Raw genomic sequence first — 13,547 nt, forward strand, 5'->3', positions numbered from 1 at the left:
GCCCGCAGGTGGACGGTTTGGCCTGGTGAGAGACCTCCTCAGAGGCAAGATCGGGTGAGCGGGAGGCTGCGTGGAGGCATGGGTGCGGCGTGCTCGGGTATGCGGTGCGCTCCAGAACCGGAGACAACCGTAGATCTACCCAGCGAAGGAGGAGGCGAAGGTCATGACCTCGATGACCTCACCGGGGCTGACCGTGGACCGGCCGAGAGCGCGTGGCCGGCCCGCACCGGCCTTGACGGAGGGACGCAAGTCCACCACGGCCGTGGTGGTGATGTGGGTAATGGTGGTGGTGCCGTTCGCCGCGTTGGCCGCGGCCGTGCCGGTGGCGTGGGGCTGGGGGTTGAGCCCGCTCGACGTGCTCATCGCGATGACCGGTTATGTGATCGCCGGGCTCGGCGTCACCGTCGGGTTCCACCGCTACCTCACGCACGGGTCGTTCAAGACCGGCCGGCCGCTGCGCGTGGCCCTGGCGGTGGCCGGAAGCCTGTCCGTGGAAGGGCCGGTGATCGGATGGGTGGCCGACCACCGCCGTCACCACGCCTTCGCCGACCGCGAGGGTGACCCGCACTCGCCGTGGCGGTTCGGGCACAGCGTCCGCGGCCTGGCCAAGGGCATGGTGTTCGCGCACGTCGGCTGGATGTTCAACCGCGATTTCACCAACCGGGCGCGGTTCGCCAAGGACCTGCTCGCCGACCCCGCGATTCGCCGCGTGGACCGGTGGTTCCCGGTCCTGGCCAGGGTGTCGCTGCTGACGCCACCGGCGGCGGGGCTGCTGATCACCGGGACCTGGACGGGCGCCGCGACCGCGTTCTTCTGGGGGACCCTGGTCCGGATCGCCCTGCTGCACCACGTCACCTGGTCGATCAACTCGGTCTGCCACGTGTTCGGCGACCGGCCGCTGACCACCCGGGACCGCGCCACCAACTTCTGGCCGCTGGCGATCCTGTCGTTCGGCGAGAGCTGGCACAACGGGCACCACGCCGATCCCACCTGCGCCCGGCACGGCATGCTGCCGGGACAGATCGACCCCTCGGCCCGGGTCATCCGGTGGCTGGAGAAGCTCGGCTGGGCACACGCCGTCCGCTGGCCCACTCAGGCCCGCATCGCCGGACGGCGCCGTGAAACCGACCACGACCCCGTCCGAGAGTCCATCGCCTAGCCCCACCGCCGCAGCGGCGGCGCCGACCCAGGGCGCGTCGGCCACTTGGCGCAAGATCTTCATGGTCGCGAAACGGCACGGTGATCTGAAACAGCGCCCAACGCGCCACGATGGTCGCCTCCCCCATGGCCGGGTGTCGCGGCCCAGGCGGCGCGGGTGAGCACACTAAGGAGGCGCACGGAGACGGCCCGTCCGCGCACTCTTCGGCGCCTTCTCCGTTAACGTTCGCGGTCATGTTTGGTCGGCGCGGCGGCTGGGTTCGTGGGGCGGGCGCAGGGAACTCACCACGGCGGGGTCGTCGTCGATGACGGCCTGGGCGAGGTCGGCGAGTTTGCGGTTGGTGTTGCGGGCCCGGGTGCGCAGAGCGGCGAAGGCCTGATCGAGCGAGGTCTGGTGGCTGAAATCGAGCGCTCCGAAGTTGAACACCCAATTCTCTCGATCACTCGAGGTCCCGCATCCAGCTAGGCAACAGCCGGCGGGGCAGAACGATATAGATCCCACCGATGAGGCACAGAAGCCCAGAACAGCAGGCCAGGAAACCTCCCAGCCACAGCGGAATAGGATCGAGAAGGTAATGCAGCCCCACCGCGAGCAGCATAAGGAGCATGGCACCGGCCATCCATGGGAACACCAGTGGGGAGGTCGTCGTGTTCAACTTGATGGGATACCAGGAACGCCACCGCCCGCTGAAGGCAAGGACCCCGGCCACGACACAGCCGATAAGAAAGATGACGAGCGCCACCATGCCAACGACCGCGAGAATCGGGTTATCGAGACCGGGTTTCTCGGGCGCCGCCATCCAAGGCATTTGAAACATCAGCGGATTCTCCCAGGCCAGCCGCACATGCCTGTCCTCCCAAAGCCCTAGAGCATCGACGAACACTCTACGACACATCCTCGCCACAAGCGTGAGCAAACGCGGCTTCGACAGCCCGCAGTTGATCATGCCTGGGGACGACCTGAAGAGGACGAGGGCGGCAACGCCTTCTCCGATGCGCCGAAGCCAACGCCAACCAGGACCGGCTCACACGACCGATACCGGTACACCCATGTGTTTCGCATTATTACATCCAGTGGTGGCGCAGCCCTCAACGTATACGCTTCTTCTAGACGTACAGTTCGGAGCAGGTTCATTGGGCACGACGATCGACCGCCATGTTGGCTCGTTGTCGGCTCGGCGGCATTGGTACGGGGCTGGCACGCAGCGGCCTCGCCTGGCACTGAAATGGGCCTGGACGAGGACGGAACGACATCGAGCGACAGCAAAATAGCCAGGCCGTAATCAAGCATTCGGACGTTCAATCCGTGGCTGTGGGCTTGAGTCCCACGCGACCCACACCACCCCTGCCCAGGGCAAACACCCCCTCCCGCCGGTCGTCGGCGCCATCGGGTGCGGGCACACGCCACCCGGCCCGCAGCACGTACGTGGCGGCCTGCTCGGCGGCGGTGTGCGCGAGTTTGGGGAGCACGCTGGTGTAGGTGTCGGCGGTCAGCACGAGCTGGAGTGCTCGAGCACGTCTTGCACCACCTTCAACTTCACCCGCGGCCGGCGCCAGCGTGGCCGCGCCGTGCCGCAGGTCGTGCAGCAGCACCGGCGGCAGCCGGTGCTCGGCCAGCAGCCCTTGGAACCCGTGTCTGAGCCGTCCCGGGGAGACGGGGTCGCCGTTGAGGCTGGCGAACACATACCCGCTGTCGCGGTACCGGTCCCCTTACGCGGCCTCAGCCTGCTGCCGATCCCAGTGCGCCCGCAGCGCGGCGATCGTGGTGCGGTCGAGCGCGATGACGCGAGCGCTGTGCGCGGTCTTAGGCGGGCAGGGTTCCAGCCGTCTATGCCGCCGCTGCAACTGTTGGGTACTGGTCGCGGTGCCGTGCTCCAGGTCCACGTCCAGCCAGCGCAGCCCGGCCCGCCCACGACCTACCGCCCGGCCCGGTCCGGGCCGGGTCCGAGCGCGCACAGCTCACCGGGCCTTGCCGCGGGGGTAAGGGGCGGTCGGCTCTAGCCGATCGTCGGTGCGGTGTGGCCCTTGCCGGGGCGCTCTCGTCGTTCGCCCCTGGCGTCCGCGCCTTCGGCAAGACGATCATCGGCGTCACGGAGGACTGGGCAGGAGTCCGAGCGTGGACGCGTCAGCAGGACGTCGATGTTCCGTGGACGACATGCATGCGGCATGCCGTTGTCCGGGTGATCCGGGGCTCGCGGTCTCGTTTGGGTGTACGACCGGACGGTCAGTTTGTGACATCATGGGATGGATGAGTGAGCGTTCGCAGTCGTCCGCCGGCGAGTCGAAGGTCGACCAGCGTCTTGTCCGTGGCGAACGATCCAGACGGAATATCACCAGGCGTGCCGTCGACATCGCGTCCGTCGAAGGGCTCCATGCGCTCAGCATCGGGCGGTTGGCCGGCGAGATCGGGCTGAGCAAGAGCGGCGTGCAGTCGCTGTTCGGCACGAAGGAGAACCTGCAGCTCGCCGTCGTCGAGTCGGCGGAGGAGCAGTTCGGCGAGGCCGTGGTGCAGCCCGCGATGGCCGAGCCCGAGGGAGCGGCCCGGGTGCGGGCGCTGATCGAGAACTGGATCACCTACGCCACGACGCCGCTGTTCGTCGGGGGCTGCTTCTGGTCGCAGAACCTGCCGGAGTTCGACAGCCGTCCGGGGCGGGTGCGCGACGCGCTGTTCGCCCAGCACCGCGACTGGCTCGACCTGATCGCGGGCGAGTTGCGCTACGCCATCGACGCCGGTCAGATCGCCGAGGTGGACGCCGAACTCGCGGCCTTCCAGATCGCCGCCGTGCTCGCCGCCGCGAACTCCGCCGTGCGCGTCGGCGACGACGACGCCGTGCGCAAGGCCCGCCGGGTGGTCGACGGTCTCCTCGTGCCGCTCTCCTGATCTCCCCCACGACCCGTCGCCGTGCGCATCACCACGGAGACGGGTCGTAATTTTTCGGCCAAAGTCATATTGCATCGTCCATACGACCGATCGTATGGTTACTTACCACGGGGTAGCCGCGCGCTGCGCGGACGGCGATGGTCACCAGGGGAGTGAACAGATGAGCGTTGGTGCGACGGACGCACGGTCCGTGGCGGTGGTGGGGATGGCCTGCAGGCTGCCCGGCGCGGCGGATCCCGCCGCGCTGTGGGAGCTGCTGGCCGGTGAAGGCGACGCGACCGGGCCGACGCCGGCCGATCGCTACGACCCGGACGAGCTGTACGAGCCGCGCTCGGCGCCGGGAAGGATGACCGGCCGCCGCGGCGGCTACGTGACGGGGATGGCCGACTTCGACGCCGGGTTCTTCGGCATGTCGGCGGCGGAGGCCGTCGAGCTGGACCCGCAGCAGCGGCTGCTGCTGATGACGGCCTGGGAGGCGCTGGAGGACGCGGGCCAGCCCGCCGACCGGCTGGCAGGCTCCCGGACGGGCGTCTTCGTCGGAAACTCGCGCGCCGACTACCTGGAGAACGCGTCCCGGCGGGGGCTGGACGCGCTCACCGCCGGGCAGATCGGAAACATGCGCTCGCTGCTGCCGGCCCGGCTCTCGTACGTGCTCGACGTGCGCGGCCCCAGCGTGTCGATCGACACGGGCTGCTCGTCGTCGCTGGTCGCCGTCCACCAGGCGGTGCAGAGCCTGCGCTCGGGCGAGTGCCCGGTCGCGCTGGCTGCGGGAGTGAACCTCCCCCTGCGTCCGGACGAGGGCGTGATGATGACGCAGGCCGGGGTGCTCGCGCGCGACGGCTGCAGCAAGTTCGCGAGCGCGTCCGCCGACGGGCACGCGCCGGGCGACGGGGTGGCGGTGGTCGTGCTGAAGCCGCTGGAGGCGGCGCTCGCCGCCGGCGACCGGATCCGCGCGGTCATCGCCGGCAGCGCGATCGGCAACGACGGCCGCACCTCCGACTCGGTGCTGAACCCGTCGCTCACCGGGCAGGTCGAGGTGCTGCGCTCGGTGTACCGGGACGCCGGGGTGGACCCGTCCGATGTCGACTACGTGGAGGCGCACGGCGCCGGCTCCCCCGCGTCCGACCCGCTGGAGCTCACCGCTCTCGGACGGGTCCTCGGGGAGGGACGCCGCCCTGACCGGCCGCTGCTGGTCGGCTCGGTCAAGTCGAACATCGGCCACGCGGAGGCGGCGGGCGGCCTGGCCGGGCTGATCAAGGCCGTGCTCTGCCTGGAGCACGGGCGGGTCCCGGCCAGCCTGCACGCGGAGCCCCGGCGTCCGGACGTCGACTGGGACGCGCTGCCGCTGGAGATCCCGGCAGCCCTCACGGACCTCGCACCCGGCGGGAGGTCGGCTATCGCGGGAGTCTCGGCGCAGGGGTCGTCGTCCCTCAACGCACACGTGGTGCTGCGGCAGGCTCCGTCCGCCACAGCGCCGGACAAGCCGGACAAGCCGGACAAGGGCGACGGCAAGCCGTACCCGCTGATGCTTTCGGCGCGCTCCCCCGAGGCTCTTCGCGACCTGACCCAGGCGTACATCGACCACCTGGGCCCGGACGGCCGGGGCGCCGGGCACTCCGTGCGGGACATCTGCCACAGCGCCGCGCTGCGCCGTCAGCATCTGGAGCACCGCTCGGCCGTCGTCGGGGCCTCCCATGAGGAGTTGGTGGCCGCGCTCCAGGCGACGCTGGACGGCTTCCCCGACATAACCGAGACCGCGGTGCGTTACCGCGCCGGTGAGGCGGTCGACACGGAGGCCGTGTTCGGCTCGGACTACCGCTACGTCCCCCTGCCCACCTACCCGTGGCAGACCCGGCGGTACTGGCCCGGCGAAGCGGAGGAGAACGGGGACGGCCTGGCCACCTGGATCCTGAGCCGGCACGCGCGCAGCCAGGTGCACGCCGAGGCGATGCTGGCCGACATCGGCATCGACTCGCTGGCCAAGCTGCAGCTGATCGTCGAGCTGCAGAAGAAGACCGGGCTGGAGGTGGACCCCGCGGTCCTCGGCCGGCTGCGCACCGTGGACGACCTACGCCGCTGGACCGAGGAGCTGGAGGCCGCGGCATGACCAGCTGGAACGATCCACGGGACGAGCCGCCGAACGCCTACGCATGGTTCCGCCGGACGGCCGAGGCCCTCGGCGAGGACTGGACCGCCCTGGAGGTCGACGGGGAACGGCTGACCTACGCCGGGCTGCGAAGGTCGGCCGAGCGCCTGGCCGCCCGCCTCGCCGACCGCCTGGCCGGAGCGGCCGGAGCAGCCGGAGCGGCCGGAGCAGCCGGCGGAACCGTGCCGCGCCGGGTCGGGCTCCTGGCCGGACGGACGGCGGGCGCCTACGCGGGCTACCTGGCCGTCCTGCGCGCGGGCGGCACCGTCGTCCCGCTGAATCCCGAGCACCCGGCGCACCGCCTGCGGGGCATCGTCGAAGCCGGCGGCATCGACCTGGTCCTGACCGACGACGCGCACGCGGGCCTCGACCTCGGCGTCCCCGCTCTCACGGCGACCGCCGCCACGACCGCCGCCACGACCGCCGCCACGACGGGCGGCGACGCGGCGGACAGCGACGGCGCGGCGGACGGTGGCGCGGGGCCGACGGCCCGATACCGGGAGGCCGAGCCGGATGACGTCGCCTACGTCATCTTCACGTCCGGCTCGACCGGGGCTCCAAGGGAGTGCCGATCACTCACCGGAATCTCGGCGCCTACCTGGCGCAGGTCGCGGCTCGCTACGAGATCGAGCCGGGCAGCAGGGTCTCGGGGAACTTCGATCTCACCTTCGACGGGTCGGTGCACGACCTGTTCGTGACGTGGGCGCGCGGCGGGACGCTGGTGGTGCCGCAGCGCGACGCGCTGCTGTCGCCGGTGCGGACGGTCAACGACCTGCGGCTCACCCACTGGTTCTCGGTGCCGTCGCTGATCTCGTTCGCCGACCGCCTCGGCACGCTCCGGCCGGGCGGCATGCCGACGCTGCGGTGGAGCCTGTTCGGCGGCGAGGCGCTCACCCTCGACGCGGCGCGGCGCTGGAAGACCGCCGCCCCCGGCAGCCGGATCGAGGTGCTGTACGGCCCGACCGAGCTCACGGTCGCCTGCAGCGCGTACCGGTTGCCGGACTCCGCCCGCGACTGGCCCGGCACCGCGAACGGAACCGTCCCCATCGGGACATGCTTCCCCTCCCTCGAGTGGACGACGGTGGACGAGCACGGGAACCCGGCCGAGAGCGGGGAGTTGTGCGTCCGGGGCCCGCAGCTCTTCCCCGGCTATCTCGATCCCGCCGCCGACGCCGGGCGGTTCCTGCCCGCAGACGGGGAGTCCGGCGGGGAGCTTGGTGGGGAGGCCGGTGCGGAGTCCGGCGGGGAGTCCGGCCGCTGGTACCGCACCGGGGACAGGGTGGGCCGGCAGGACGGCGTCCTCGTCCACCTGGGCCGGACCGACCACCAGGTCAAGATCCGCGGTCACCGGATCGAGCTGGGCGAGATCGAGGCCGTGCTCCGCGCGATGCCCGGCGTCCGCGACGCGACCGTCCTGGCGGTGCCGGCCACCGGAGCCGGGGCGGCCACCGGAGCCGCGGCGGACGCAGAGCCGGAGCTGGCCGCCGCCGTGACCGGCGAGCGGAGCAGCGCCGAGCAGCTGTTCACCGCGCTCAGCGAGCGGCTCCCGGCCTACATGCTGCCGCGGCGGATCACCGTCCTGGACCGGCTGCCGCTCACCCCCAGAGGCAAGATCGACCGCCGCTCCCTGCTCTCCGCCCTCGCCGGCACCGCCGCCGGCCCCCGCTGATTCCGAGGCCCATCGTGTACGACGCCATCGTGGTCGGGGCCCGGTGCGCCGGGTCCCCCACCGCCATGCTGCTCGCCCGCGCGGGGCACCGGGTGCTCCTGCTCGACCGGGCCGCGTTCCCCTCCGACACCCTGTCCACCCACCTCATCCACCAGCCGGGCGTCGCGGCCCTGGCCCGCTGGGGCCTGCTGGACGCCGTGCGCTCCTCCGGCTGCCCGCCGGTGGAGCGCGTGCGGTACCGGGTCGCCGACGTCCGCCTCGACGGCCGCGCCCGAGGCGTGGACGGGCAGCGCGCCGCCTACGCCCCCCGCCGCCACGTCCTGGACACCCTCCTCGTCCGGGCCGCGACGGCCGCCGGTGCGGAACTGCGCGAGCACTCCCGGATCACCGGCCTGCTCCGCGACGACACCGGACGCGTCATCGGCGTCGAAGGCGACCACCAGGGCCGGCCCTTCACCGAGACGGCCCGGCTGGTGATCGGCGCGGACGGCATGCGCTCGACCGTCGCACGGCTCGCCGGCGCCCCCTACACCGTCCACGACCCGAAACTGACCTGCGCGTACTACTCGTACTGGACGGACGTCCCCGTCGCCGGCCTCGAACTCCACGAGCGGGCCGGCGCCTGGGTCGCCGCCGTGCCCACCCATGACGACGCCACGCTCGTCCTGACCTATTTCCCGCAGGACGACTTCCGGCGTATCCGTGCCGACGCCGGCCGCGCCCACCTGTGCCAGGTCCACGCGACGGCGCCGGAACTAGGGGAACGCCTCCTCGACGGACACCAGGTGGAGCGGCTCCGCGGCACCGGCGACCAGGCGAACTTCTTCCGGCAGGCGGTCGGCCCCGGCTGGACGCTGGCGGGCGACGCGGGGCATCACAAGGACTCCATCACCGCCCGCGGCATCAGCGACGCCTTCACCCAGGCCGAGTCCCTCGTCCGGCACGTGAACGACCCGCTCACCGGCGACCCGGCCCTGCTCGACGACGCGCTGCGGCGGTACGCCCGCGACCGGGACACCGCGCTCACTCCCGGATACCAGGCCACCTTGGACGTCGCGCGGCTGGCTCCGCCCCCGGACCAGCGCCTCGCGCTGCTGCGCGCCGTCCAGGACGACCCCGAGCTCACCTCGATCTACTTCGACATCGTCGCCGGCATCGGCACAACGAGCGACCTGCTCACCCCAAAGCTGCTCGCCACCCTCTGAACGGAGTCCGCCTTCGAGAAGGACGGGCCCAGGAAAGAAGCCCTCGTGGCTGCCCCGAACGTCGACTGATCAGAGCGCTTCGATCAGCCTCCAGTGCACCGGGATCGACGGAGGCGCTGGTGGTCTGAGTTGGGTCGGTTGGGGTTGGCTCATGGGGTCGGCGGGTCCAGGGCGGAAGCGCGGTCGGGCTTGGTGCGGTCGACGGGGCCTGCGGCGAAGTAGAGGCGGTCGCCGACCGCCGACAGGCGGGATGTCTTGAGGCCCTCGATCCGGCCGAGGACCTTCCCGGACTTCGGCTCCACGGACAGGATGCCGTCGTCCTTGGTGGCCAGGTGAACCCCGCCCTTGGCGATCACCGGGAGCTCGTCCTGGAAGGCGGCGGCCCGGTGCTCCCACAGGCGGCGGCCGGTGGCGACATCGACGCCGGACAGGCGGTCCCGTCCGTTGAAGACGCACGCGACGCCGCCGTGGATCACCGGTGAGAGCAGGCGCTCCTTGGTCGGGCCGAGTTCGACGTCGCCGCCGGTCGGGAACGTCCAGCGCGGTCTGGCCCGCGGTCCCGGGCCGGCGATGTCGATGGCGTTGAGGTCGCCGCCGCTCGACGGGATGAAGACGAGCCGGTCGGCGATGGTCGGGATCCAGCCGTAGCTGACGCCCTTGGGCGCGGTGTTGGGGAACGCCCAGCGCGGCTTGCCGTCGGTGGTGCTCATCGCGTTGAGCCCGGCCTCGCTGGAGACGTACACCGTGTCCCCGGCCACGGCGGGGGTGCCGATGAGCTTCGTTTCGCCCGGGCTGGTCCAGCGGGGCTTTCCGGTGGCGGCGTCGACGGCGATCAGGCTGCGGTCGGCGGTGAAGTAGAGGGCGCCGTTCGCGTACACCGGCGGGGAGGACACCGCGTCCCCGATGGGAACGTGCCAGCGGAGGGCCCCGGTGGCGAGGGAGATCGCGGCGAGCCCGTCCTTCCCGGTCTCCGGGTCGCCGCGCCGCATGAAGATCAGGCCGCCGCCGGTGACGACGCCCCCGCCGGCCTCGGTGATGGGCAGCCGCAGGGTCTCCTTCCCGTCGGCCGCGTTGAGGACGATGAGCTGCCTCACCCCGCTGTAGAGGAAGACGGCACCGTCCTGAACGCCGGCGAAGCCGATGACGCGGCCGTCGAGCTTGCGTTTCCAGCGTTCCTCGCCCGTGTCGGCGTCGAGCCCGTAGACGGTGTTCTCGTTGTCCCACTCCTGGTCGAGCACCGCGACGCCGCCCATGACCGCCGGGCCGTCGATGACGTCGCCCCACTCGGTCTCCCACGTCCATCGGTAGTCGTCGCGGTTCAGCAGCCACCAGCCGGCGCCGCCGCCGGCCGCCGCCAGCCCGGCCGCCCCTGCCAGCGACAGCCCGACGGCCAGGGCCCTGCGTCGTCCGACCGGGCGGGCCTGGGCGGCGGCGGCCGGGACGGTCCCCGTCATCCTGACCGGCCCCTGGGGGACCTGCCGGGTGAGCGAAGTGATCTCCGCGGCGACGGGGGCGGGCAGCCATCCGGTGCTCTGCGGCGAGGTGTCCTCGGGGACGAGCTGGGAGAGCCAGTGCATGAGGGTCGGCAGCGCGGGACGCTCCGCCTGGTCCCGGTTCAGGCAGGCGCCGATGACCGCGCGGAGCCGTGGTTCGGGCACCCGTCCGAGGTCGGGGTTCTCGTGCAGGACGCGGTAGACCATGGCGTGCATCGGGGCCTCGCCGAACGGCCCGGACCCGGTGGCGGCGAACGTCAGGACCGCGCCCAGCGAGTACACGTCTCCGGGCGGCCCCGACTCGTGCCCGCCCGCCTGCTCGGGCGGCATGAACCCGGGGGAGCCCACGACCATGCCCGACTGGGTGACGGCGCCGCCCTCGGCGGCGCGTGCGATGCCGAAGTCGATGACGCGCGGGCCGTCCGGCGTGATCAGGACGTTCGACGGCTTGAGGTCGCGGTGCACGACCCCGGCGCGGTGCACGGCCGCGAGCCCGTCGGCCAGCGACATGCCCAGCGCGGCGACGGCGTGCGGCGGGAGGGGACCGTGCCGCTCCACCGCCGCCTGCAGGGACAGGCCGGGCAGGAACGCCGTGACCAGCCAGGGGCTCGGCGCGTCCGGGTCGGCGTCGACCACCGGTGCGGTGAAGGCCCCGCTGACCGCGCTCGCCGCCGCGACCTCGCGGCGGAACCGCGCTCGGAAGTCCGGCTCCTTCGCCAGTTCCGCGTGCACCACCTTGACGGCCACCGTCCGGCCGCTGGGCGAGCGTCCCAGGTAGACGCGGCCCATCCCGCCGGAGCCGAGGCGGGCCAGCAGCTGGTACGGGCCGAATCCCGCCGGGTCGTCGGCGTGCAGGGGTTCCATCCGGTCTCCAGTCGCTCGGGTGGACGGTCGGTGAAGCGGTCGGTCAAGCGGGCAGGTCAGGCGGACGGGTCAGGCGGGCGGGCGGATCGCGTGGAGGCCGTTCGCGCCGCCCACGTAGACGGTGCCGCCGTGGACCGCGGGACGGGCCCTGCCGTTGCCTTGGGCGCGGAGGCGCCACACCTCTTCACCGTCGGTCCGGTCGACGGCGTGCAGGTAGCCGTCGGTGCTCACGGCGTAGACGAGTCTCCCGTCCGAACGGGGAGCGACGTCGAAGGGCGCGTCGGTTCTGAAGGTCCACTTGGGCGCCTTCCACTCGCTGCCGGCGTCCACCGCGTAGAGGAAGCCGTCCTTGTCGGTGACGTAGGCGTCGGAACCGCTGATCTCAGGAAGCCCGGACGGGAGAGCCCGGTCGGAGCCGCCCGGACGCCGGGGCGTCCAGACCCGGCTGCCGTCACGCGGGGAGTGCGCCCAGATCCGCCCTTGGATGTCGATCCCGTACAGGAGTCCGTTGCCGGCCTTGAGGAGGACGGAGCTGATCGGCGCCTGCAACGACGCCTTGTGCGCGCCCGTCCCGGGGTCGTAGGCCGCCACGCCGCCGAGTACGGACATGTAGACGAGCGCTTCGCCGTCGTTCCCCGTTCCGGCGACGGGCGCGCCCAGGACGTTCGGGATCCTCCCCTTGACCCTGCCCTCCAGGTCATAGACGTTCACGGCCTTGTTCTCGGTGGTGCTTCCGGTGAGGACGAAGATGAGCCGGTCGCCGAGCACCGGGATCGTGCCCGGAACATGGTCGGCGTTCGTGGTCCTCCACTGCCCGCGTCCCGAGGCCGCGTCCACGGCGTGCAGCCTGCCGTCGCCGCTGACGGCGTACAGGGTCGGCCCCGCCGAGGACGGCGCGGCGTTGAAGGGCGCCTGCCGGTCGGCCGTCTCCGGGTAGCTCCAGATCCGGTTCCCGTTCCGGGTGTCGAACGCGAAGAGCCGGCCCGCGTCACTGCCGACGATGACCCGCCGGCCCGCGTCGGCGACGATCGGGTCGGCGGAGACCGCGCCGCCGGTGGCGAACGTCCGGACGAGCCGCCCCTGCGGCGCCGTCCTCTTCGGCGCGTCCAGTGCGGTGGCGGCCACGGCGCCGGTGGCGGCGAGGGCGACCGTCCCGGCGCCGCCGAACAGCAGGACGCGCCGTCCGATCGGCCTGCGTCCCACGGCGACCTGGGTGGTGGCCTGCGCGATGCTCGCGGCCATCCGCGGCGGCAGCCACGCCACGCCCTGCGGAGCGGCCGTCCCGAGCCAGTCCAGCAGGAGCCGCGGAGCGGGCCGCCGCGACGGGTCCTTGTCGAGGCAGGCGGCGATGATCGACCGCAGCCGGGGATCGGTGACACCGCTGAGATCGGGGTCCTCGTGGACGACCCGGTACACCATGATCTGCATCTGCGCCCGGCCGAACGGGCCCGTGCCGGTCGCGGCGAACGCCAGCACCGCGCCGAGCGAGAAGACGTCTCCGGGCGGGCCGGTGTCGTTCCCGCGCGCCTGCTCCGGCGACATGTAGCCGGGCGAGCCGATGACCGCGCCCGTCCTGGTGATGGCGCTGACGTCCGCGGCGCGCGCGATCCCGAAGTCGATGACCCGCGGGCCGTCCGGGCTGAGCATGACGTTGTGCGGTTTGAGGTCGCGGTGCACGATCCCCGCGCGGTGGATCGAGATCAGCGCCTCGGCGAGCCCGGCGCCCAGCGCGGCCACGGCGGGCGGGGGCAGCGGCCCGTGCTCGGCGACCGCCTCGTTCAGCGGCCTGCCCTCAAGGAACGTGGTGACCAGCCACGGGCTCGGCGCGTCCGCGTCGGCGTCGATCACCGGGGCGGTGAACGCCCCGCTGACCGCGCGCGCCGTGCCGACCTCCCGGCGGAACCGCGCCCGGAAGCTCTTGTCGTCGGCATACCGCGCGTGGATCACCTTGACGGCGACCAGCAGCCCCGACGCCGAGCGACCGAGGAACACCTGACCCATTCCGCCCTCGCCCAGGCGACCGAGCAGCCGGTACCCGCCGATCTCCCGCGGGTCGTCCGGTTCCAGCTGGGCCATCGTCTCCTCGCTCACTCATAGTCCTCGTGAGTGATACGACGCCCCAAACGCCTCA

11 protein-coding genes and 1 pseudogene are annotated in these 13,547 nt (G+C 72.3%); 6 read left to right on the top strand and 6 right to left on the bottom strand.

All coding sequences use genetic code 11. The features are described from left to right. The first annotated feature begins 163 nt into the window (after positions 1-163). Positions 164-1,159 (top strand): acyl-CoA desaturase, encoded by a 996-nt coding sequence (locus ACH35V_RS29735; RefSeq protein ID WP_395977255.1) that lies wholly within the window; start codon positions 164-166, stop codon positions 1,157-1,159. 231 nt (positions 1,160-1,390) lie between these two features. Here the strand turns inward: ACH35V_RS29735 and ACH35V_RS29740 are convergent, their stop codons facing one another. The 4 genes from ACH35V_RS29740 to ACH35V_RS29755 form a co-directional block, all read right to left on the bottom strand. Continuing rightward, the gene (locus tag ACH35V_RS29740) at positions 1,391-1,585 is read right to left on the bottom strand and encodes an ANTAR domain-containing protein (RefSeq protein WP_395977257.1); all 195 of its coding nucleotides are present in this window, start codon (positions 1,583-1,585) and stop codon (positions 1,391-1,393) included. Positions 1,586-1,598: 13 nt separating this feature from the next. Next, complete coding sequence (locus ACH35V_RS29745; protein ID WP_395977259.1) at positions 1,599-2,042, bottom strand: hypothetical protein; 444 nt, start codon at positions 2,040-2,042, stop codon at positions 1,599-1,601. Positions 2,043-2,457: 415 nt separating this feature from the next. After that, entirely contained in the window at positions 2,458-2,841 is a 384-nt protein-coding gene (locus ACH35V_RS29750; protein WP_395977261.1) for a hypothetical protein, read from the bottom strand. Between the two features lie 27 nt (positions 2,842-2,868). Continuing rightward, positions 2,869-3,114: a hypothetical protein gene (locus ACH35V_RS29755; RefSeq protein ID WP_395977263.1), complete on the bottom strand. Its 246-nt coding sequence runs from the start codon at positions 3,112-3,114 to the stop codon at positions 2,869-2,871. A 292-nt stretch (positions 3,115-3,406) separates the two neighbouring features. Between ACH35V_RS29755 and ACH35V_RS29760 the strand changes: the two genes are divergently transcribed. The 5 genes and pseudogenes from ACH35V_RS29760 to ACH35V_RS29780 all read left to right on the top strand — a co-directional run bounded on the left by ACH35V_RS29760 (position 3,407) and on the right by ACH35V_RS29780 (position 9,059). Next, the gene (locus ACH35V_RS29760) at positions 3,407-4,039 is read left to right on the top strand and encodes a TetR/AcrR family transcriptional regulator (protein WP_395977265.1); all 633 of its coding nucleotides are present in this window, start codon (positions 3,407-3,409) and stop codon (positions 4,037-4,039) included. A 160-nt stretch (positions 4,040-4,199) separates the two neighbouring features. Further along, a complete protein-coding gene (locus ACH35V_RS29765; RefSeq protein WP_395977267.1) occupies positions 4,200-6,146 on the top strand; it encodes a beta-ketoacyl synthase N-terminal-like domain-containing protein in 1,947 nt (648 codons plus the stop codon). Continuing rightward, positions 6,143-7,281 (top strand): annotated as a pseudogene (locus ACH35V_RS29770) (AMP-binding protein); the annotation flags it as partial. The gene ACH35V_RS29765 and the pseudogene ACH35V_RS29770, both read left to right, overlap by 4 nt. 291 nt (positions 7,282-7,572) lie before the next feature. Further along, complete coding sequence (locus tag ACH35V_RS29775) at positions 7,573-7,854, top strand: hypothetical protein (protein ID WP_395977695.1); 282 nt, start codon at positions 7,573-7,575, stop codon at positions 7,852-7,854. Between the two features lie 14 nt (positions 7,855-7,868). Then, positions 7,869-9,059, top strand: coding sequence for an NAD(P)/FAD-dependent oxidoreductase (locus ACH35V_RS29780; RefSeq protein WP_395977269.1), 1,191 nt, complete (start codon positions 7,869-7,871; stop codon positions 9,057-9,059). 149 nt (positions 9,060-9,208) lie between these two features. Here ACH35V_RS29780 and ACH35V_RS29785 read toward each other — a convergent pair whose 3' ends face one another. After that, positions 9,209-11,416, bottom strand: coding sequence for a PQQ-binding-like beta-propeller repeat protein (locus ACH35V_RS29785; RefSeq protein ID WP_395977271.1), 2,208 nt, complete (start codon positions 11,414-11,416; stop codon positions 9,209-9,211). 69 nt (positions 11,417-11,485) lie between these two features. Further along, entirely contained in the window at positions 11,486-13,507 is a 2,022-nt protein-coding gene (locus ACH35V_RS29790; RefSeq protein WP_395977273.1) for a PQQ-binding-like beta-propeller repeat protein, read from the bottom strand. Positions 13,508-13,547: the final 40 nt, after the last annotated feature.

This window comes from Actinomadura sp. 1N219, from assembly GCF_044326405.1.
Classification (GTDB): Bacteria; Actinomycetota; Actinomycetes; order Streptosporangiales; family Streptosporangiaceae; genus Spirillospora.

Bases quoted from the DNA above. Each gene is read 5' to 3' on its own strand.
- ACH35V_RS29735 (WP_395977255.1), top strand. From the start codon at position 164: ATGACCTCGATGACCTCACCGGGGCTGACCGTGGACCGGCCGAGAGCG.
- ACH35V_RS29760 (WP_395977265.1), top strand. From the start codon at position 3,407: ATGAGTGAGCGTTCGCAGTCGTCCGCCGGCGAGTCGAAGGTCGACCAG.
- ACH35V_RS29765 (WP_395977267.1), top strand. From the start codon at position 4,200: ATGAGCGTTGGTGCGACGGACGCACGGTCCGTGGCGGTGGTGGGGATG.
- ACH35V_RS29775 (WP_395977695.1), top strand. From the start codon at position 7,573: ATGCCCGGCGTCCGCGACGCGACCGTCCTGGCGGTGCCGGCCACCGGA.
- ACH35V_RS29785 (WP_395977271.1), bottom strand. From the start codon at position 11,416: ATGGAACCCCTGCACGCCGACGACCCGGCGGGATTCGGCCCGTACCAG.